The following is a 20901-nucleotide window of genomic DNA, read 5'->3' on the forward strand; positions in this document are numbered from 1 at the left end:
AAAAAATGCAGACATTAGAAAAAGTCTTTCATTTAAAGGATGCTCATACCACTGTCAAAACTGAGTTAATCGCCGCATTAACCACTTTTGTCAGTCTCTCCTACATCCTATTTGTTAACCCTAATATTTTACACGCGGCAGGAATTCCAGCAGGAGCTGCTTTTACCGTTACGGCAATTGCAACTGCAATTGGTTGTTTTATTATGGGTTTTGTAGCAAACTATCCAATTGCTCTAGCTCCAACTTTAGGTAGTGCAGCATTCTTTGCATATAACGTATGTCAAGGAATGCATATCAATTGGCAAACTGCTCTAGCTGCAGTACTAGTTGCATCAATTTTATTTGTGCTTATTACAATTTTTCACTTACGTGAACTTGTTGTAGATGCAATTCCTGCAGATCTTAAGTCTGCTATTTCTGCTGGTATTGGTTTATTTATTGCCTTTATCGGTTTACAAAATGGTAAATTAATTGTTAATAGTGACTCTTCACTTGTTACTCTTGGTAAATTTTCATCACCTGCTGTATGGATTACCCTTTTCGGATTGATTCTTACTGTTATTTTGATGGCGATGAATGTTCCAGGGTCAATCTTCATTGGAATGGTTGTAACAGCAGTTTTTGGTATTGCTATTGGTCAAATCCAAATGCCTCATTCCTTTATTTCAACACCACCTTCAATTGCGCCAACTTTTGGTCAAGCAATTTTTCATATTCAAGATATTAATACACCGCAACTATTTATTGTTGTTTTAACTTTTTTACTTGTTACATTCTTTGATACTGCTGGAACTTTAATCGGAATGACCCAACAAGCTGGCATGGTAACTAAAGATGGTAAAATCCCACGTATTGGTAGAGCTTTCGCAGCAGATTCAACCGCTATGATCGAAGGGGCTGTACTTGGTACAGCTCCACTTGGAACCAGCGTTGAATCTAGTGCCGGAATTGCCATGGGTGGTAGAACTGGTCTTACTGCTATTTTCATCGGAATCTTCTTCTTAATTTCAATGATTTTTAGTCCACTTCTTGCAGTTATTCCAACTACTGTAACAGCTCCGGCTTTAATTATTGTGGGAGTACTTATGGCAGGAAACCTTAAGAATATTCATTGGGAAAAATTTGAAGTAGCTTTTCCTGCATTTTTAATTGTTGTAGGAATGCCACTTACTTATTCAATATCTGATGGTTTAGCTCTTGGAATGATTGCTTATCCATTAACAATGATTGCTTCTAAACGCTATAAAGATGTTTCAATAATGATGTATATCTTGTTCTTTATCTTTATTGGATTTTTCTTGATTACGAATTTATAAAATTAAGCACGAGAATTTTCGTGCTTTTATTTTTGTATTTATGTTTACATTTCTAAACTAAAGTGCTATAGTTACATTTGTAAACGAAAAGAGGGAAATATGCTTAAAACACAAAATGACCTTAATATCTCTGATGCAGAATGGGAAGTTATGCGTATTGTCTGGACTTTGAATCATGCTGGTTCTGGTCAGATTATTGACCAACTTCAAGAAAAAAATAACTGGACTGAATCAACTATTAAGACTTTGCTTAGACGTTTATGTCAAAAAGGATACTTAAAAACAGAAAAAGATGGACGCAAATTTATTTACTCTGCAACAGTTGGACAAACTGAAATGATGTATGAAGAAACTAAGGCACTTCTTGATAAAATGTGCGATATGCACAAAGGACAGCTTTTAATTAAGCTTATGAAAGATATGCCAATTTCAAAAAGTGACTTAAAAACTTTAAATCAAGAAATTACTAAAAAAGAAAAATCAGCTCCTGATAAAGTTGATTGCAACTGTTTACCCGGAATGGACTGTTAGGAGGCAATCATGAGCATTAGTCAAATTATCACAATAGTGGTAGCTATAATTTTAATTAGCTTCATTCTTTGGTGGTTCTTTGGAAAACACAAAGAACAAGCCGGAATCGCACAAGTTAATAATGGAGTGCAGGAAGCAAATATCATTGTAAACGGAGGCTACTCTCCTTCGACAGTAATTTTTAAAGAAGGAATGCCTGCTGAAGTTAATTTTGATATGAAAGATTCAACTGCTTGTTTATCTCATATTGTTTTTGAACAGCTTGGCGTTGATAAAGATTTAACCAAAAAGCCGGTCACAACAGTTAAGATTCCAACTGATAAACCGGGTGAATATAATTTTGCATGTGGTATGGACATGTTCCATGGAAAGGTAATAGTGAAATAAAATGAGTATTTTTTCAAAAGATCAAACCAAAAAAGTTGTTGTAGATGCTAAAAATCACGGTTATAAGCCAGACGTAATTACTTTCAAACAAGGTAAACCAGCTCAACTTAAATTTATTGCTTCAGATAATATGGGCTGTATGGATAAAATCAATTTTAAGCAATTAGATACCAAAGTTGATCTTGATAATAATAATGAAGTAACTGTTAAAATTCCAACTGACAAACCTGGCGAATATGATTTTGCCTGCAGCATGGATATGTTCAAAGGAAAAGTTGTGGTTAAGTGATGAAAATGTCAAATATTAAACGTTTTTGGATTTCATTTATTCTTTCAATTCCGATGCTGATTCAAATGTTCGCTATGCCTTTTCATTGTATGATGCCAGGATATAATTGGATAGCTTTAATTACTACAACGATTATTATGGCAATTTCTGCTGCTCCTTATTGGAAAAGTGCTTGGGCTGCTTTTAAAAAACACAGCGCAAATATGAATACCTTAGTAGCAACTGGAACTGCTGTGGCATATTTTTACAGTATTTTTGCAATGTTTACTGGACGCGAAGTATATTTTGAAAGTGCCGCATTTGTAACAGTATTTGTTTTGCTGGGCGATGCTATGGAAGAAAAAATGCACAACAATGCTTCTAACGCCTTAGCTAAGTTAATCAACTTACAAGCAAAGGATGCACAAGTTTTACGTAATGGTAAGTTTATCAATGTACCACTGGACCAAGTTCAAGTAGGTGATACGATTCGAGTAAAACCTGGTGAAAAAATTCCAGTTGACGGCATAGTATTAACTGGTTCATCTTCAGTTGATGAATCAATGGTCACCGGTGAAAGTATGCCTGTTACCAAAAAACAAGGTGATGAAGTAGTTGGTTCCACTATCAATACAAACGGAACCATTACTTTTAAAGCTACCAAAGTAGGTAATGATACGATGCTTTCACAAATTGTAGAATTAGTTAAAAAGGCTCAAACAAGTCATGCTCCAATTCAAAAACTTACTGATAAAATTTCCAATATCTTTGTTCCAGCAGTTTTAATCATTGCTATATTAACTTTTGTTATCTGGTATTCATTCTTAGGTGCAACTGCTGTTAATGCCATGCTATTTGCAGTCAGCGTTGTAGTTATTGCTTGTCCATGCGCTTTAGGTTTAGCAACACCAACTGCCTTGATGGTAGGAACCGCTAGAAGTGCTAAGATGGGTGTTTTAATTAAAAATGGTGAAGTCCTTCAAGAAGTTAATGATTTAAATACTGTAGTTTTTGATAAAACAGGTACTATTACCGTAGGTAAGCCTGTTGTAACTAATATTATTGGAAACAACAACGTATTGACAATCGCAGCTAGTCTTGAAGATGCTTCCGAACACCCCCTTGCGAGTGCAATTATTAAAAAAGCTGATCAAGAAAAAATCTCCACTAAGCCTGTATCTAACTTTAAAGTCATCGAAGGAAAAGGCGTTCGAGCAAAAATTAATAACGAACTTGCCTTTGTTGGAAATGAACGTTTACTTGAAAATAAAACTATTTCCCAAGAAATAAAAAAACAAGCTGAAAAATTACAAAATGAAGCTAAAACTGTTGTCTATGTTGGTCTTGGAGATAAAATTATTGGACTTATTGCAATTCAAGATGTACCTAAACCGACTTCTAAAGAAGCTATTAAGCAGCTTAAAAAGCGTGGCTTAAAGACTGTCATGCTTACTGGTGACAATGAAAAAGTAGCTCGTGCAATCGCAGATAAAGTTGGAATTGATGAAGTAATTGCTGGTGTTCTTCCTACTGAAAAGGCGGAACATATTAAAGCTTTACAAAATAATGGCGCTAAAGTTGCCTTTGTTGGAGACGGTATTAATGATGCGCCAGCACTTTCTACAGCTGATGTTGGGATTGCGATGGGATCAGGAACTGATGTTGCAATTGAATCTGGAGGAATTGTTTTAGTTCAAAATGATTTACTTGGAGTAGTGCGTGCTTTAGATATTTCTAAGAAAACTTTCAACCGTATTAAGCTTAACCTCTTCTGGGCACTTATTTATAACACGATTGGAATTCCAATTGCTGCCGGATTATTTGTTGGCATCGGCGTTACTTTAAGCCCAGAACTTGCAGGCTTAGCAATGGCCTTTAGTTCAGTATCAGTAGTTACTAGTTCTCTTCTTTTAAACAAAACTAAAATTGCAGGTGTATCTTAAAAAACGTAGTCTATAGGCTGCGCTTTTTGCATGAATTTCTATTTTTTGTTAAGCTAATATATGTTGTAACATATTTGTAATTTTTAAGGAGTTGAGGAATTAATAGGATTCATGCCTTCTTTAGGCATTACCTATTCTTATGAGAAATAATAAAAAAGACAAAACCGTAAAACAGAAAAAGAACTATAAAAAGGCTCCCCTAATGCCGATACATTTGCGCGTGTTTGTTGCAGTTGTCTTAGGACAAATTGCTTGCGGATATTCGCTAGGTATTTCAGGGACTGCCTTAACTAATGCAGCTAAATATATTCAAATTAATGACTTATGGACAGGACTAATTGGTGCAGGTGCTTTAATTGGGCTTGCAGGAAGTATGATAATCGGACGTTTATCTGATAAAATTGGTCGCCGTAAGCTTTTAATGATTAATATGTATATTTTAGCTGCTTTTTCATTATTACACTTACTAACAGCTAATCTTGCCTTAACCTTTATTATCAGAATTGGAATTGGGTTAATGATTGCTATTGATTATACAGTTGGTAATGCTTTATTAACTGAATGGCTTCCTAAAGGTGAAGACAGTAAACGCCAAAGTCACTTACTTATTTATTGGACTTTAGGTTTTATTGCATCTTACTTAGCAGGAACTTTCCTTACAGGCTTTGGTTCTTATACTTGGCAAATCATCTTAGCTACAGGTGCTATTCCTGCAGTGATTGCGGCAATTTTCCGTTCGTTATTTCCTTTACCTGCATCTCCTAGTTGGCTTGCAAGCAAAGGAGAAATCAAAACAGCTAATAAAGTCATTCAAAAACATATGGGTCGTAAATGGGGCGTTCCTGCTTGGCTAGTTAAAAAAGCCAAAGACAATAAGAATAAACCTAAAAAAGAAATTTCTTGGAAAATTTTATTCACTAGAAAATACTTAAGACGTACAATGGTCGGTGGAATTTTTTATGCTTGCCAAGCATTCTCATTCTTTGGAATTAGTATTTTCCTTCCAATTTTGCTTAATAGCATGGGCATTACTGATCAAAAAGTATCAGGAATTATCTATAACGGTGGGATGTTTGTTGGCGTATTATTTGGAATCTTAATTTTTAATAAGATTAGTCGTCGTGCATTTCTTGTAAGTAATTTTTTGATTTCTGCAATTTTAATTGGATCATTAGCTTTAATTCCAAACATGGATTCAATGGTCAAGTTAACAATTTTTGCAATATTTGCAATTATTCTTTCATCAGGTCTTGTACTCGACTATCCTTATCCAACTGAATTATTTGATGTGAAAGTACGCGGAACTGGAGTGGGTACTTGTATCACAATTAGCCGATTTGGTGCTGCTGCAGGTACATTCTTATTGCCCGTATTAACTAATGCAGGTGGAGCTAAATTAGCAATGCTTGTATGTACTATTGTTCTATTAATTAGCTTCATTGTTTGCCTGATTTGGGCTCCTGAAACTTCTCCGCAATTCATAAAAAAAGATGAACCTATAATTCCTACTGGTAGTGAAAAAATTGAATAAACTACAAAAGCAGATCCATTTGGACCTGCTTTTATTATTTTTGTGCTTGTTCATATTTTGTCTTAGAAATATATGTGATTTCTTTGACGTATTGACCTTTGTGGTTGATAGAGATGTACTCTCTACTTGGATCATAACCACCTACATGATCTAACCTATAAGACAAATTCTTACCAGTTTTAGAATCTATCGCTTGAACATTATCATAGCTTTGAGTACCCTTTTGTACTTTAGCATAACTGGTAGTTTGACTAATTAATGGGTTGATTCTATCTCTCATTGAAACATATTCAAATCTATTTCTAGGAAATACAGCTGATCCAATAATAACAAAAGCTGCAATGAGCAAAGCTACTCCAATAATAATTTTTACAATGTTATCTTTTCTAAACATAAGTTTATCCCTTTCAATAAGCTAGTTATATTTTTTATTTTAACTCTATTCAAAACTATTTCCATACTTATATAAGAAAAGCCCTATGTTTCACATGAAACATAGAGCTTAATTGTATTTATTCAGTAGAGAAGTTATTTTTGATTTTTAGAGATTTAATTAAGTTAAAATTAGTATTTTGGAGTCCACTTCATACTTTCAGTGGCTTCTTTGGCATTAGTGATATTGCTGCCAGCAAGACCTTGATCAATTGCAGATTGAGCAACAGCTTCTGCTTCTTTTTGTGAGAAGCTTTGAATTTTGCTTACTGGAGGAAGAACAGCTGCACCTGGCTTTGAAGTGTCAACAATACCACCAAGGGAATGAGCAGCAGCTGACAACATTTCATCATTTACAAGCTTCGCTTCACTTGCCAATACTCCTAAACCAAGACCGGGATAGATTAAAGCATTATTTGCTTGACCAATATGATAAGTAACGCCGTTATATTCAACAGGTGCAGATGGAACACCAGTAGCAACTAATGCGCGTCCATCAGTCCACTTAATAATGTCAGCCGCAGTAGCTTCAATCAATTTAGTTGGATTAGAAATTGGGAAGATAATTGGATGTTTAGTGTGAGCAGCCATTTCTTTGATTGCTTTTTCAGTAAATGCACCCGGAGTAGTTGAAGTACCAATCATTACAGTTGGGTGAACTGCTTTAATAACTGCTTCTAAGTTAGTTAATTCATCTGCATTCTTAAATTCTGAACGCTTACGTACAAATGGTTTTTGTTCTGGAGTAAGACCTGGTGTATCTTCAAATAAAAGACCTTGTTTGTCAACTAAGTAAAAATGCTTCTTAGCTTCTTCAGGATCCATCCCTTCCACAAGCATCTCACGATACATCATATTAGCAATCCCCATACCAGCAGTTCCTGCACCAAAGGTCAAGAAAATCTGGTCAGTAAATTTTTCTTTAGAGATATTAAGTGCTCCAAGTACACCAGATAAACATACAATACCTGTACCTTGAACATCATCGTTAAACACAGGAATTTCCTTACGATATTTGTTTAAAATCTTAGTAGCATTGTCACGACCAAAATCTTCAAAGTGAATATAAACATCTGGGAATAATTCACGAGCTGATTTTACAAATTCATCAACCATTTCATAATATTTTTCACCAGTAAGACGGCTATGTTTATTTCCAAGATATAACGGGTCATCAATCAAAGTTTGATTATTAGTACCTACATCAAGTGATACTGGCAATACTTCACGTGGATCAATACCAGCTGCAGCTGTATAAACCATAAGTTTACCAACAGAAATATTAACACCGTTGGCTCCCCAATCACCAATTCCTAAAATTCCTTCACCATCAGTTACAACAATAAGTTTAATCTTACGACCACCCGCAGCATTCTTTAAACTTTCCTTGATTTCTTCTGGATTATCAATTGAAAGAAAAGCTGCACCCTGTGGTTTCATAAAGATTTCACTATATTTTTCAATAGCTGGTGCAATAACTGGATCATATACTACTGGCAATAGTTCTTCAATGTGTTGTTCCATAACGTAGTAGAACAAAGTACGGTTAGTATTGAAGATTTCCATTAAGAATTTACGCTTTTGCATCCCCTCAGGACGAAGTTTATACTGTTCATAAACACGCTGTGCTTGTTCTTCGATAGTTTGCACCTTAGTTGGCAAAGTACCATTTAAGCCAAGTACTTCACGTTCACGCTTAGTGAAAGCAGTCCCTTTATTTAAGAAAGGGTCATTTAAAATATTATATGCATTACTCATAAAATGCCTCCCGTTTATTTGTATCTACTCTTTTTCGCATCATTGTATTGAGTATATTACCTGGGAAATTTTATAGTCAAATGCTACACTTTACTAAACTTTTATTTATATGAGGATGAAAAATAGTGAATACACAAGACTTAAGATATTATCACGAATTAGTCAATTTAAAAAGTTATACAAAAACAGCAGAAAAATTTGGAGTTAGCCAACCCACAATCACAGCTGCAGTTAAGCGACTCGAAAATAGATTTGGCGGGAAATTTTTGATTCGAGATCAATCACATAAAAGTATTATTATCACCAAGCTTGGAATGCAATTCGATGAACATGCACAAGCTATTCTAAATGAAATAAACATTGCAGAAACCGAAATTAAACAAGCCTCAGAAGCTGAAATTAACTTTGGTCTTCCTCCAATCATTGGTCGTAATTTCTTTCCAAAAATTGTCCCTAATCTTCTTGAAAAAGGTATCTTAAACCATCTTAATGTAATGGAAAGTGGCTCATATGATTTACAACAACTTCTTAAAAATGGTCAAATTAACCTAACTCTTTTAGGTTTAACTAACTTAAATGTAGGCGCAGGAATTGATCTTGAAGTTATTAATCATTTTCCGATTAGGGTAATCGTAAGCAAAAATCACCCTCTAGCTCAAAAAGAAAAGATTTATTTTAAAGATATTGCCGGGGAAAACTTTATTAGTTTAAATAGCGACTATATTCATACTCGTGCTCTTGATAAAATGCTTCGCAAAAATCGTATTAGTTTAAATACAATCTACCGAAGTCCTGATGTAATGGTTGTAAAGTCTCTAATTGCCAAAAATTTAGGAATCTCTTATCTAACTACATTATCAATTACTGATAAGGATAATGTAGTTGCCCTACCTTTAGCTGATGAAGATCAACCAGAATTTATTCTAGCTGCTGCAAAACGTAACAATTACATTATGACTGATCGTGAAGAACAATTTTGGAAAATTTTAACGCAAAAATAAAAGCTATCCCAAAAAGGATAGCCTTTTTCTTTGTAATTATCCAATAATCATCATTAAAATAGGAACCACTACAATAAATAGCAAAGTACTTAAAACAACCACATTCGTTGCATAATCGACATCTCCATGTGCCTCATTTGCCAAGACTGGTAAGACAGCAAGAGCTGGGGTTGCTGATTGAACAATAAAAGTCTTACTCATTAATGTTGGTACTGTTAAGCCAATTGCTGGTGCAAATACTCTCACAAGTAAAATCATTACAGCTGGAGCTAAAATAAAGCGCCCAAGAAGTGCCACAGCAGTATCTTTATCCATCTTAACATTTTTAATACCAGAGTTTGCAAGCACAATACCAATATAAATAAGTGAAAGTGGCGTTACAAGATTACCAATATAAGTGAAAGTTTGACTAGCAAAAGTTGGCAACTTAAGTCCTGTCAAAAGCCACAATACCGCTACCACAAAACCAACTAGAGGCATTGGCAATAACTTTTTCCATTCAATTTTGTGCTTTTTCTTTTCTTCTTTAATTAAAGTTGGATCATCATTTTTAATAAGAAATACCCCAAATGCCCAAGTAGAAACTGTATTGATAATATAGTAAATCAAGAAATATGGCATAGCTTGATTACCAAACAAAGCCACATTTAAGGGCATTCCAATAAAAATCGTGTTTGCGTTAGCAATAGTATTAATAAAAGTCCCGCGACGTCCTACAGGAACTTTGATAACTTTAACTAAAACAAATGCAACAATATATGAAATAACAACTCCAATTGCTGGTAAAAGTAAGTTTTCGAATAAATTAATTAAACTCCCACGGGTCAAATTATTTTGAACTGAAATAAAAATTGATGCAGGCAAAGCAATTTGCGTAATAAGCTTTGAAATATTTCCTGAAAAGCTATCAGCAAGCCATCCCGCTCTGCGTAAGATATAGCCGAGTCCCATAATTAACACAATTACCACAACACTAGAAATTGATGATATAAATGCTGTCATCTACTTATTCTCCCCTCATATAATTCAATCTTTTAGTATCATAAATATCAGAATATATGACATCTATACAAACACAGTATTTATACTACTAATTAAAAATATTTCAAGTGATGTACCCTAATTTCAATGAAAAAAGATTATTTCCTAGGAAATAATCTTTCAACCATCTAATTCAACACCCTGCAGTTTTTTCATCATATCATATACTTCACCGCGACGATTTTGATCAACCGCTAAAACTAGCATATCACCAGCCATGATTTGCGTTTGCCCATTTGGAATTATCTCGTCGCTGCCTCTTCTAATCATTTTAACAAGTGTATTATGAGGCCACTTAACATCAGCAACTTTTTTATCAACTAACTGACTGCTTTCATAAACAGGAACAGTTAATTGATCTTCACGTCCTGCAGATTTAGCCACGCCATTCTTACCTTCCATAGCTTGTGCTAAACTGTCATAAATTGGACGACCACCTAAAAGTTCATCCACTAAAAGTGCAATAAAAGCAACTACTGCCAGGGGCATTAAGTGAAGAAGTGAGCCTACCATTTCAGTAATTAAAATTATTGCCGTAAACGGTGCACGAATAATTGCTGCAAAAAGTCCCGCCATTGAAAATATGACAAGATTTATAACTAATCTTTGTGGCAATAGTCCCAATTGAACCATAAAGCTACCATACGTTGCTCCAATCAAGGCTCCCATTGTTAAAATTGGCAAGAATATACCACTTGGAAGTCCAGAATCATATGAAATAATTGAAAATACGATTCTCATAATAAAGAAAAATGCCAACATCCCAACTGTAACCCATCCTTGAGCAGTTATTGTATTTGAAAGTGATAAAATCAATCGATTACCTGGACCAGTAATTAGTGGCCAATAATAAGCAATTGGCAATAAGATTATTAAAGGAATAATTCCGTGAAGCCACCTAGGTAAAATAGTTATTTTTTTATATACCTTTTTAAAACTAAATAAACCAACTTTATAAAGATGTCCCAACACTCCTACCACTAACCCTAATAATACTAAATGCCAATACAATGGAATAGGAAAGGAATAATTATAAGGAATTGCCAAAGCTGGATGCTGTCCGAAAATATTTGAGACAATAAAGTTTGAAGCAATCGCACCAGCTAGGGCATTCATCCACACTCTTGGAGAAAAATTATGAAAAACCTCTTCAAGCACAAATAAAGCTCCACTAAGTGGCGCTCCAAAAGCAGCTGATAATCCACTAGCAGCACCTGTAGCAAGTAGTACGCGAGAATTAGTTTTAGTTTGATTAAAACCTTCTCCCACACCTTGTCCAATTGATGAGCCTAATTGAAGAGAGGGACCTTCTGGTCCTAAGAAGAGTCCTGTTCCAATCACCAAAATGCCCCCAATTAATTTTCTCCATAAAATTGGGAACCATTTAACTGATAGTTTTCCTTGAAGTTCCAATTTAACTTCTGGAATACCAGATCCTCCCACATGTGGTTGTTGCTTAACAAAGTAGCCGGCAATTATTGCCACTGCTAAAAAACCTGCAATAATCACTAAAAACCAAGCAGAATTTTGATGAGCTAATTCAAATAAATGTAGCCAAAATCCTGAAGTTTTTTCAATACCAAATCTAAAAACTCCAACTACCGCTCCCGTAGCAATTCCAACTATTAAAGCTTGAAATAATAGTTTTAGACTCGTATTCTCCGTATTTTTCATTTTTTATCTCCCACACAAAAATTTGTCAATTAATATTCTACAACAAAAAAGAGCCCATGCAGGACTCTTTTTTGTAAGCTATTGATTAACTATTTTTCTTCATACCATTCAGTGTGGAAGGTACCTTCACGATCATTTCTTTGGTAAGTATGAGCACCAAAGTAGTCACGCTGTCCTTGAATAAGGTTAGCTGGTAAATCAGGATTAAAAATTGATTCCAAGTAGTTAAGTGATGCACTTAAAGTAGAAGTTGGAACACCGGCTTTTGTAGCAAATTCAACTGACTTACGAAGTGATGGCAAGTTAGTCTTCATCAAGTTTCTGAAGTAGTCATCTTGGAACAAGTTCATAAGTGGCTTACCACTTTCGTAAGCATTTTCAATATCTTTAAGCATGCTTGAACGAATGATACAGCCAGCTTCCCAGTTTTGAGCAATTGACTTGTAACGAAGATCCCAATTGTAAGCTTTAGCTGCCATTGTTAATTGTTGAAAACCTTGTGCATAAGCTACTGCTTGAGCCAATTGCAAAGTATTTTCAAATTCATCTACTAAATTATCTGGAAGAGTTTCTTTGCTTTCAAACTTAGTTGGCTTAATACCACTTTCTAAAGCTAAATAAGCTTGCTTACTCATAAAACGTGCAATAACTGCTTCACCAATAACGCTAATTGGAGCACCAAGACTTACACCATCTTCAAGCATCCAATTACCAGTACCTTTATAAGAAGCAACATTTAAAATATGATCGATAATATGATCATCAGTTAAATCATCTTTTTGCTTTAAAACATTAGCAGTGATTTCACTAAGATAAGCTTCAACCTTACCATGATTCCATTTATCAAAGATTTCAGACATTTCATCGTCACTTTTATGAGCAACATCACGAAGCAAGTTATAAACTTCTGAAAATTCTTGCATAATAGCATATTCAATACCATTATGAACCATTTTTACATAGTGACCCGCTCCTTCTGGTCCCATATAGCTTACACATGGCTTACCTTCTGCATTTTTAGCAGCAATGGCTTCTAAAATTGGAGCCACTTCATTATATGCTTCTTCATCACCACCGGGCATAAGAGCAGGACCGTTTAAAGCACCTTCTTCACCGCCACTAACACCCATACCGATAAAGTGAATGCCATGCTTTTTTAATTCGTGGTATCTACGATTGGTATCTTTATATTGAGAGTTACCACCATCAATCAAAATGTCACCTTTATCAAGAAGTGGCAATAAGGTGTGAATAACTTCATCAACAGGAGCACCTGCCATAATTTGAATTAAAATCTTACGAGGTCTTTCAAGAGAATTAACAAACTCTTTTAAATCATCGTAAGCTTTCAACTTATCATCTTCATATTTTGCAAATGCTTCAACTTCTGGCTTATCAATACTATACCCTGATACTGAGAAGTCATGGTTTCTTACATTTAAGGCAAGGTTTTTACCCATAACAGATAACCCAATAACGCCAAATTGTTGCATAATAAATCCCTCCATATAAAACTGTCAGTTACTATTATACGAGTACTACACAAAAAAGCGAAACCTTTAGTTTCGCTTTTCTATATAATATTTATAATTATTTGAATAATTAATGTTGTGAGGCACCTGAAGTAGTATCTGGTTCTGGATCTGGCTCAGCTTCTTCATGTTGAGATGCACCTGATGCCGCATCTGTTTCTAGACCATACTTATCAGCAAAGTAACTGAATGGCTTCAAATCTTCTGCTTGATATTTCTTAACAAAGGCAGGATCATCAAGAGTATCAAGTTCAGTTGAATAAGGCATTTCATGGGTGTACTTAATGTCAATAAGCATTGGACCATCCATCTTCTTCCATTCCTTTACTGCCTTTTCAAATTCATCCTTTGTGCGTACAACAACGCCTTTTACATTCATACCTTCAGCAACTTGAGCCCAGTTGTTGTCTGGAATAATAACACCAGATAATGGTTGATGTGATTCATCTTCTTGTTCTGCTTCAATGTAACCTAAAGTCTCATTAGTAAAGACAATGTTCAATACATGCATATTGTAACGAGCCATAGTAAGAAGCTCTTGGTTCATCATTGCAAAACCACCATCACCTGCAAGTTGCCAAATTTCGCGATCTGGATAAGCTGTTGCTGCAGCAAGAGCAGCTGGAGCACCATAACCCATAGTTGCGTGGAGGCCAGAAGTGGTCCACTTTTGATCATCATGCATCTTCAATAAACGAGTATGGTCAATGTTTACATTACCAACATCAATTGCAAATACTGCATCATCAGCGGCTTCTTGGTTAATAACATCCCAAATTGGCTCAGGTCTTACTGGCATTTCTTCAGAATCTTTGAAGCTATCTTGCCATGCATCCCAGTTTTCACGGTCAGCAATTGCTGCCTTATAAATTGGTGATTCGCTTCTTTCTTCGCCAGCGTCAATTAATGCACGAAGTGCCTTCTTAGAGTCAGCAAGCATTGAAACATCTACCTTGTGACGCTTACCGAACTTAGCTGAATCTGTATCGATTTGAATAACTTTAGCATCTTTGTTAAACCACAATACTGAAAATGGTGAATTATTACCAACCCAAACAACTAAGTCAGCATGAGATTGAATTTCATTTGGAGCTTTTGGTCCAATACGACCAATTGTACCCATATATGCAGGAAAGTCATCTTCAACTACACCCTTACCAAGGTAAGAAGATAGAAGAGGAGTCTTGAATTTTTCAGCAAATTCTTTCAATTCTTCTTTAGCATGTTTTGCACCATTACCAAAGTAAACTACTGGATTCTTTGCTTCTGCTAAAAGCTTAGCAGCTTCTTCGACTGAAGCAGTAGTTGGTTCTAAGTAAGTTTCAGTTGGAACTGACTTATAATTAACACGGAAGTTATCTTCAATCTTTTGCCAACCAAGATCCTTAGAAATAATTAAAACAGCAGGACCTTTTCTAGCGTATGCTTGACGAATCGCTTCATCCATTAATACAGGAATAAGATCTGCAGTCTTTGGTTGAGCGCACCATACACTAGCATCTAAGAACCATTTGTCTTCATCAAAAGCTTGGAAGAAATCAATATCTTGACGACTGGTTGGAACATTTGCAACGATTGCTACCATAGGAGTTTTATCATATTTAGCATCATACAAACCATTGTAGAGGTGAGCAGCACCAGGACCTGCGGAACCAAAACATACACCAACTTTACCAGTTAATTTATATTCTGCAGAAGCAGCTAGTGCACCAGCTTCTTCGTGACGAACTTCAATAAATTTAATTTTATTTTTCCAATCATGGATAGCATTCATACTAGAATCAAATGAACCACCTGGAAAACCGTATACATGATCAATATCCCAATCATACATTACTTGAAACATTGCATCTGAACCATTAATTTTTGTCATTTAAGTGCATCTCCTTAACACCAATTATGTCGATTACTTACATAATGTATTAAAACACTTTTTTTCACAAATTCAAGTGCTAAAAATAGCTATGCAACAACAATGTAAGCGTTTTGTGAAAAGAATAATTTCACAAACTATTATAATATATCTTTATAATTAACTAATGATAAGGGTTACATTTGTGATTTTATTAGCATATTTTACAATTTATGCATAATTTTTTAGCAAAAAAATATTTTAAAATATTTCCTAGGAAATACTCCAAAAGAAAAAAGCAGAGAAAGTTCTGCTTTTTATCAATTATTTTTTCACTTTTGAATAACGACCATTTTGAATATATACGCTTAAAATAGCAAGATCAGCTGGATTTACTCCAGAAATACGCTCAGCTTGTGCTAAAGTTTCTGGACGAATTTGAGCAAATTTTTGGCGAGCTTCTGTAGCTAATCCTTCAATTGCATCATAATCAATATCTGCTGGTATTTTCTTGGCTTCTTGACGATGAAGACGATCTATTCTAACTTGCTCTTTCTTTATATAGCCAGCATATTTAACATTGATTTCTACTTGCTCTTTAACATAGCGATCAGTAGAAATATTTTCACCCGTTAACTTTTCAATATCCGAAATAGTTACACGAGGACGTCTAAGAAAAATATCTGCCTTCACACCTGCACTCATTTTATCGTCTCCAATTGAAGATAGATAATTTTGAACTTCATCAGTTGGGTGAATAGTTATTTTTGCAAGCTTATCTTTTGCTTCTTGAATAGCTTTTTTCTTTTCTTCAAACTTTTCATAACGATCATCTGAAATAAGTCCCAAATCATGTCCATATTGTGTTAAGCGTAAATCAGCATTATCATGACGCAAAATTAAACGATATTCTGCCCGAGAAGTAAGTAAACGATATGGTTCATTAGTACCTTTAGTGACCAAGTCATCAATCAAAACTCCAATATAAGCTTCGTCACGTCCTAATGTAAATCCAGGCTTATCTTGAGCACGAAGAGCAGCATTAATTCCTGCAATAAGACCTTGTCCTGCTGCTTCTTCATAGCCAGAAGTTCCATTCATTTGGCCTGCAGTAAACAAATTCTTAATATTCTTTGTCTCAAGAGTATGGGTTAATTGCCATGGATCAATAACATCATATTCAATTGCATAACCTGGACGCATCATTTCAGCATGTTCAAGACCTGCGACACTATGAAGCATTTTAAGTTGAACCTCTTCAGGCATTGAAGTTGAAAAATCTCCAACATAATACTCTTTTGTATCTCTACCTTCTGGTTCTAAGAATAACTGATGGCGATCTTTATCCGCAAAACGAACTACTTTAGTTTCAATAGATGGACAATAACGTGGACCAACTCCAACAATATCGCCAGAAAACATTGGAGAACGATCCAAATTTTCATTAATAATTGCGTGAGTAACTGGATTAGTATAAGTCATCCAACACGAAATTTGATCACGCAAGTAAGCAACATCACTAGTTTCATAAGAGAAATGACGTGGTGTTTTATCACCTGGTTCTTCTTCAGTTTTAGAAAAATCAATTGTATTTCCATTAACTCGAGGAGGAGTACCTGTTTTGAAACGGCGTAATTTAAAACCAAGTTTTTCAAGGTTTTCTGATAATTTAATTGCAGGGATTGTATTATTAGGACCAGAAGAATAATTTAACTCACCAATAAAAATTCGTCCCCGAGCAGCTGTCCCTGTAGTTAATACTACACTTTTGGCATGATATTTTGCTCCGGTACTAGTTATTACACCGGTACATACGCCATCTTCAATAACTAATTCATCTACAACTCCCTGACGCAAGGTTAAGTTTGGAGTATTCTCAATGACGTCTTTCATATGTTCATGGTATTGCCACTTATCGGCTTGAGCTCGAAGAGCACGAACTGCAGGTCCTTTTCCAGTATTCAACATTCTCATTTGAATATAGGTAGCATCAATGTTTTTTCCCATTTGACCGCCTAAAGCGTCAATTTCTCTAACTACAGTTCCTTTTGCCGGACCTCCAACAGAAGGATTGCATGGCATGAAAGCAACCATATCCAATCCAATAGTTATTAAAAGCGTCTTTTGTCCCATATGAGCACTTGCAAGTGCAGCTTCACTACCAGCATGTCCGGCTCCTACAACAATTACATCATATTCATTTGAATTATAAGTCTTCAATATCATCCCTACTTTCCTAAACAAAATTGACTAAATAGTTGATTGATCAACTCATCTGGCGCACTATCCCCAGTGATTTCACCCAGAGTATCCCAAGCTCCATTAAAGTCAATCTGTGCAATATCCACAGGAATACCATTTTCCACAGCATCAATAACATCTTCTAATTCTCTCTTTGCTTTTTTTAGAAGAGCACTTTGACGCTGATTAGTAACCATTACTTGGTCATTGGAGTTTTCAATTCCTGAAAAGAATAATTTTTTAATTAAGTCTTCTAATTCATCCAAATTTTCTTCCTTCAAAATTGAAGTAGAAATCACATCACTATTTGTTAACTTGTGCATATCTTGTGGAGAAATCTTAGAGCCTAAATCAGCTTTATTCAAAATAATAATTCTCTTTTTATCTGCAGTATCTTTAATTAAATCACAATCTGCATTACTTAACTCTTTACTTGCATCAATTAACAATAATACTAAATCAGCTTGTTTTAGAGCTTTTTGAGAACGCTCAACCCCAATCTTCTCTACCTTGTCTTCTGTGTGATGAATACCAGCAGTATCAATTAACTTTAATGGTACTCCCTTCACAGAAACATATTCTTCTAAAGTATCACGGGTTGTTCCAGCTACATCGGTAACAATAGCTTTATCACTTTGCGTGAGATAATTAAGCAGAGACGACTTTCCCACATTAGGCTGTCCAACAATCGCTGTTGCAAGACCATTACGCAAAATAGTACCTTCTTGAGCCGTTTTAAGTAATCTATTGATCTTTTTAATAACCGATTTAGAAGTAGCTGCCATTTGATCTGCTGTAATTTGATCAGCATCATATTCAGGATAATCGATATTAACCTCGACATTAGCCAAAGTATCTAATATTTCTTGACGCATTGCACGAATTTTTTCAAGCAAACCACCTTCAAGCTGACCAACAGCAACTTGACGAGCTTTATCAGTTTTAGCCCTTACAATATCCATAACGCTTTCAGCTTGAGTTAAATCAATTCGACCATTAACAAATGCCCGTTTAGTAAACTCACCAGGATCAGCCATTCTTGCACCATTTTCAAGTAATAACTGCAAAATATGGTTGGTAACTACGATTCCACCATGACAATTGATTTCTACAATATCTTCACGAGTGAAGGTTTTTGGCGCTCTAAGAACAGTTACCATTGACTCATCGATTACTTTTTCATCTTTAGGATCAATAATATGCCCATAATGAATAGTGTGAGTTGGTACTTCTTCAAGGTTAGCCCCTTTAAAAACTCTATTGGCAATTTTAACCGCATCTTCTCCAGACATACGTACAATAGAAATTCCACCTTCTCCAATTGGAGTTGAAATTGCAGCAATTGTATCAAATTCTGTTAAAGTTTGGACCATATTTTCTCCCCTTCTCAATAAAAAAAGTGCATTATACCACCATGATAAATAGATCATGATGGATAAAGCACTTTGACTACTTTATCTAAAAATGATTTTAGATATTATATTCTATTTTTTACGTCCTATACGCTTATACGCTTTTTTAAGGCGACGTTTACGCTCACGCTCTTCTTGCTGCTTAGCTTCTTGCTCACGCTTATATTTAATAGGGTTTTGCAAGATGAATGTTTGTACAGCCTGGAAGAGGTTAGAAACCACCCAGTATAGTGTAATCGCAGATTGAAAACCAATTGCCATCACACCAACCATAACTGCCATACCATATGTCATTACTTTAGTCATCATGTTTTGTGATGATTTCGGAGTAGACATTTGGCTAATATAAGTTGAAATAAATGTGAATACCATAGCTAGAATCGGCATTACATAGTATGGATCGGGCTTACCTAAATCCATCCACAAAAAACGTCCATTCTGAAGTTGCGGAGTACGCCAAATAGCTTGATACAACGCATACATAACTGGAAGTTGAATAAGCAGCGGAAGACATCCTGTATATGGATTTACACCAGCTTCTTTATATAACTTATTCGTTTCTTGTGATAATAATTGTCTCGATTCATTGTCACGTCCTGGATACTTTTTACGTAGCGCATCAACTTGCGGTTGGATTTGCTGCATCTTGGAAGTACTTCTGATTGACAATGCATTTAAAGGCAAAAGTATAATTCTAATTAAAATGGTAAAGACAATGATAGTCCAACCATAATTATTTCCCAAGAGTTTTGCAAGCCAAAGCAAGAATGCAGAAACATAGTAAACAATCCAGCGATCCCACCAATTTCCACTAGTGTGGGAAATTGGTGCCTGTGTTTGTCCATTAGTTGGAGCACAACCAGTTAGAGTAACTGCAATAGCTACCAATGCTAATAAAACAAGCAGACGTTTGACATTTTTCTTTGTTAAAATGTCTCTCACTCTATTCTTCCTCATTTTCATTTGGCATTTCTTCAATGACGTGAGCCAAGGTCAGAGCATGAACTAAATTTTTGCGTACCTTAGTCATGTCAAAATTGCGAGCATATGGCCTTGTGATTACTAAAAAGTCAAGTTGGGGATCAATCTCCGCCTTCTTTTCAGTAAGGACAGCCCGAATATAACGTTTAAGCCTATTACGAACAACGGCGGTATGACCGACCTTTTTTCCAACAGAGATTCCCACTCTAAAGTGTTCATTCTCCATTCTCTTTAATTTATAGATTACAAAAGCTCGGTTAGCGACCGAGTCGCTTGATTTAAAAACTCGCTGAAAATCCTTTTCAGATTTAACTCGATAAGACTTTCTCAAAACGTTTCATTCCACTCTACTAGACTAAAAAAACCACTGTGGATTTCAGTGGTTTAAGCAGATAAGACTTTTCTACCCTTTGCACGGCGTCTTGCTAAAACCTTACGGCCATTTGATGTGCTCATACGCTTCATGAAACCATGAACACGTGAACGGTGACGCTTCTTTGGTTGGTAAGTTCTCTTAGTTGTCATTTAAACTGCACCTCCATCTTTACTTTTGTGTCATTTACACAATTTCTTACTAAGGATAGCACGAAAAGCTTCAAAAACCAAGGGAAAATTACAAGAAATATAAAAGAATTTACTATAATTTTTTTAAAATAAAGATTTATTTTGTGGATAAATTAGGGTATAATTTTTGCTCTAATAAATAATCCACACGTTATCCACCAGAGTTTTTCCACAAATCACAGGGTGTTTATAACTTTATTCACACCATGTGGATATTGCGGTTATTTTTTACTTTATTGTTGATATATAGCGAAAAAATATTAACAGCATGTCTGTGGAAAACATTGAGATGCTTATTGAACTCTAAAGTTCTGTGGATTATTTTTTTGATTTTCTACACACCCTGTTAATTCTGGATAACTTTTTCCACTTTGTGGAAAACTTGATTAAATCATGCTAAAATAATTTATGATTTTTATGAATAAAGGAGGTCTATT

General features: G+C 35.1%; 18 protein-coding genes. 7 read left to right on the forward strand and 11 right to left on the reverse strand.

Annotated elements, in window-relative coordinates; translation table 11 throughout:
• Window positions 1-5 precede the first annotated feature (5 nt).
• From FOD82_RS08370 to FOD82_RS08395, 6 genes are all read left to right on the forward strand, one after another.
• The gene (locus FOD82_RS08370) at window positions 6-1316 is read left to right on the forward strand and encodes an NCS2 family permease (RefSeq protein WP_144355976.1); all 1311 of its coding nucleotides are present in this window, start codon (window positions 6-8) and stop codon (window positions 1314-1316) included.
• A 99-nt stretch (window positions 1317-1415) separates the two neighbouring features.
• Window positions 1416-1847, forward strand: coding sequence for a CopY/TcrY family copper transport repressor (locus FOD82_RS08375; RefSeq protein WP_144355977.1), 432 nt, complete (start codon window positions 1416-1418; stop codon window positions 1845-1847).
• Between the two features lie 9 nt (window positions 1848-1856).
• Entirely contained in the window at window positions 1857-2234 is a 378-nt protein-coding gene (locus tag FOD82_RS08380) for a cupredoxin domain-containing protein (RefSeq protein WP_144355978.1), read from the forward strand.
• 1 nt (window position 2235) lies between these two features.
• Window positions 2236-2523, forward strand: coding sequence for a cupredoxin domain-containing protein (locus FOD82_RS08385; RefSeq protein ID WP_144355979.1), 288 nt, complete (start codon window positions 2236-2238; stop codon window positions 2521-2523).
• A complete protein-coding gene (locus FOD82_RS08390) occupies window positions 2523-4445 on the forward strand; it encodes a copper-translocating P-type ATPase (RefSeq protein ID WP_144355980.1) in 1923 nt (640 codons plus the stop codon). The genes FOD82_RS08385 and FOD82_RS08390 overlap by 1 nt, the downstream gene beginning before the upstream one ends.
• A gap of 139 nt (window positions 4446-4584) precedes the next feature.
• Window positions 4585-5976 carry an MFS transporter gene (locus FOD82_RS08395; protein WP_144355981.1) on the forward strand — a complete coding sequence of 464 codons (1392 nt, stop codon included), beginning with the start codon at window positions 4585-4587 and terminating at the stop codon, window positions 5974-5976.
• Window positions 5977-6010: 34 nt separating this feature from the next.
• On the opposite strand, the gene FOD82_RS08400 is transcribed toward FOD82_RS08395, so the two are convergent.
• Together FOD82_RS08400 and FOD82_RS08405 are read right to left on the reverse strand one after the other, a co-directional pair.
• Window positions 6011-6370, reverse strand: a complete 360-nt coding sequence (locus FOD82_RS08400) for a YxeA family protein (protein WP_144355982.1) — start codon at window positions 6368-6370, stop codon at window positions 6011-6013.
• Window positions 6371-6540: 170 nt separating this feature from the next.
• Window positions 6541-8166 (reverse strand): malolactic enzyme, encoded by a 1626-nt coding sequence (locus tag FOD82_RS08405; RefSeq protein ID WP_144355983.1) that lies wholly within the window; start codon window positions 8164-8166, stop codon window positions 6541-6543.
• A gap of 125 nt (window positions 8167-8291) precedes the next feature.
• Between FOD82_RS08405 and FOD82_RS08410 the strand changes: the two genes are divergently transcribed.
• Entirely contained in the window at window positions 8292-9167 is an 876-nt protein-coding gene (locus tag FOD82_RS08410) for a LysR family transcriptional regulator (RefSeq protein WP_144355984.1), read from the forward strand.
• A 36-nt stretch (window positions 9168-9203) separates the two neighbouring features.
• Here the strand turns inward: FOD82_RS08410 and FOD82_RS08415 are convergent, their stop codons facing one another.
• The 9 genes from FOD82_RS08415 to rpmH all read right to left on the reverse strand — a co-directional run bounded on the left by FOD82_RS08415 (window position 9204) and on the right by rpmH (window position 20425).
• Window positions 9204-10169 carry an AEC family transporter gene (locus FOD82_RS08415; RefSeq protein WP_144355985.1) on the reverse strand — a complete coding sequence of 322 codons (966 nt, stop codon included), beginning with the start codon at window positions 10167-10169 and terminating at the stop codon, window positions 9204-9206.
• A gap of 159 nt (window positions 10170-10328) precedes the next feature.
• A complete protein-coding gene (locus tag FOD82_RS08420) occupies window positions 10329-11882 on the reverse strand; it encodes a ClC family H(+)/Cl(-) exchange transporter (RefSeq protein WP_144355986.1) in 1554 nt (517 codons plus the stop codon).
• 89 nt (window positions 11883-11971) lie between these two features.
• Window positions 11972-13375, reverse strand: coding sequence for an NADP-dependent phosphogluconate dehydrogenase (gndA, locus tag FOD82_RS08425; RefSeq protein WP_144355987.1), 1404 nt, complete (start codon window positions 13373-13375; stop codon window positions 11972-11974).
• Window positions 13376-13484: 109 nt separating this feature from the next.
• The gene (spxB, locus tag FOD82_RS08430; protein ID WP_144355988.1) at window positions 13485-15287 is read right to left on the reverse strand and encodes a pyruvate oxidase; all 1803 of its coding nucleotides are present in this window, start codon (window positions 15285-15287) and stop codon (window positions 13485-13487) included.
• 303 nt (window positions 15288-15590) lie between these two features.
• Entirely contained in the window at window positions 15591-17489 is a 1899-nt protein-coding gene (mnmG, locus tag FOD82_RS08435; protein ID WP_144356041.1) for a tRNA uridine-5-carboxymethylaminomethyl(34) synthesis enzyme MnmG, read from the reverse strand.
• Between the two features lie 5 nt (window positions 17490-17494).
• Window positions 17495-18880: a tRNA uridine-5-carboxymethylaminomethyl(34) synthesis GTPase MnmE gene (mnmE, locus tag FOD82_RS08440; protein ID WP_144355989.1), complete on the reverse strand. Its 1386-nt coding sequence runs from the start codon at window positions 18878-18880 to the stop codon at window positions 17495-17497.
• 111 nt (window positions 18881-18991) lie between these two features.
• Window positions 18992-19861: a membrane protein insertase YidC gene (locus FOD82_RS08445; RefSeq protein WP_144355990.1), complete on the reverse strand. Its 870-nt coding sequence runs from the start codon at window positions 19859-19861 to the stop codon at window positions 18992-18994.
• Between the two features lies 1 nt (window position 19862).
• Complete coding sequence (gene rnpA, locus FOD82_RS08450; protein ID WP_144355991.1) at window positions 19863-20231, reverse strand: ribonuclease P protein component; 369 nt, start codon at window positions 20229-20231, stop codon at window positions 19863-19865.
• Between the two features lie 53 nt (window positions 20232-20284).
• The gene (rpmH, locus tag FOD82_RS08455) at window positions 20285-20425 is read right to left on the reverse strand and encodes a 50S ribosomal protein L34 (RefSeq protein ID WP_003549412.1); all 141 of its coding nucleotides are present in this window, start codon (window positions 20423-20425) and stop codon (window positions 20285-20287) included.
• Between the last annotated feature and the right edge of the window lie 476 nt (window positions 20426-20901).

The sequence above is a fragment of the Lactobacillus sp. LL6 genome, from assembly GCF_007570935.1.
GTDB lineage: Bacteria > Bacillota > Bacilli > Lactobacillales > Lactobacillaceae > Lactobacillus.

Bases quoted from the DNA above. Each gene is read 5' to 3' on its own strand.
- FOD82_RS08370 (WP_144355976.1), top strand. From the start codon at position 6: ATGCAGACATTAGAAAAAGTCTTTCATTTAAAGGATGCTCATACCACT.
- FOD82_RS08375 (WP_144355977.1), top strand. From the start codon at position 1,416: ATGCTTAAAACACAAAATGACCTTAATATCTCTGATGCAGAATGGGAA.
- FOD82_RS08380 (WP_144355978.1), top strand. From the start codon at position 1,857: ATGAGCATTAGTCAAATTATCACAATAGTGGTAGCTATAATTTTAATT.
- FOD82_RS08385 (WP_144355979.1), top strand. From the start codon at position 2,236: ATGAGTATTTTTTCAAAAGATCAAACCAAAAAAGTTGTTGTAGATGCT.
- FOD82_RS08390 (WP_144355980.1), top strand. From the start codon at position 2,523: ATGAAAATGTCAAATATTAAACGTTTTTGGATTTCATTTATTCTTTCA.
- FOD82_RS08395 (WP_144355981.1), top strand. From the start codon at position 4,585: ATGAGAAATAATAAAAAAGACAAAACCGTAAAACAGAAAAAGAACTAT.
- FOD82_RS08400 (WP_144355982.1), bottom strand. From the start codon at position 6,370: ATGTTTAGAAAAGATAACATTGTAAAAATTATTATTGGAGTAGCTTTG.
- FOD82_RS08405 (WP_144355983.1), bottom strand. From the start codon at position 8,166: ATGAGTAATGCATATAATATTTTAAATGACCCTTTCTTAAATAAAGGG.
- FOD82_RS08415 (WP_144355985.1), bottom strand. From the start codon at position 10,169: ATGACAGCATTTATATCATCAATTTCTAGTGTTGTGGTAATTGTGTTA.
- FOD82_RS08420 (WP_144355986.1), bottom strand. From the start codon at position 11,882: ATGAAAAATACGGAGAATACGAGTCTAAAACTATTATTTCAAGCTTTA.
- gndA (WP_144355987.1), bottom strand. From the start codon at position 13,375: ATGCAACAATTTGGCGTTATTGGGTTATCTGTTATGGGTAAAAACCTT.
- spxB (WP_144355988.1), bottom strand. From the start codon at position 15,287: ATGACAAAAATTAATGGTTCAGATGCAATGTTTCAAGTAATGTATGAT.
- mnmE (WP_144355989.1), bottom strand. From the start codon at position 18,880: ATGGTCCAAACTTTAACAGAATTTGATACAATTGCTGCAATTTCAACT.
- rpmH (WP_003549412.1), bottom strand. From the start codon at position 20,425: ATGACAACTAAGAGAACTTACCAACCAAAGAAGCGTCACCGTTCACGT.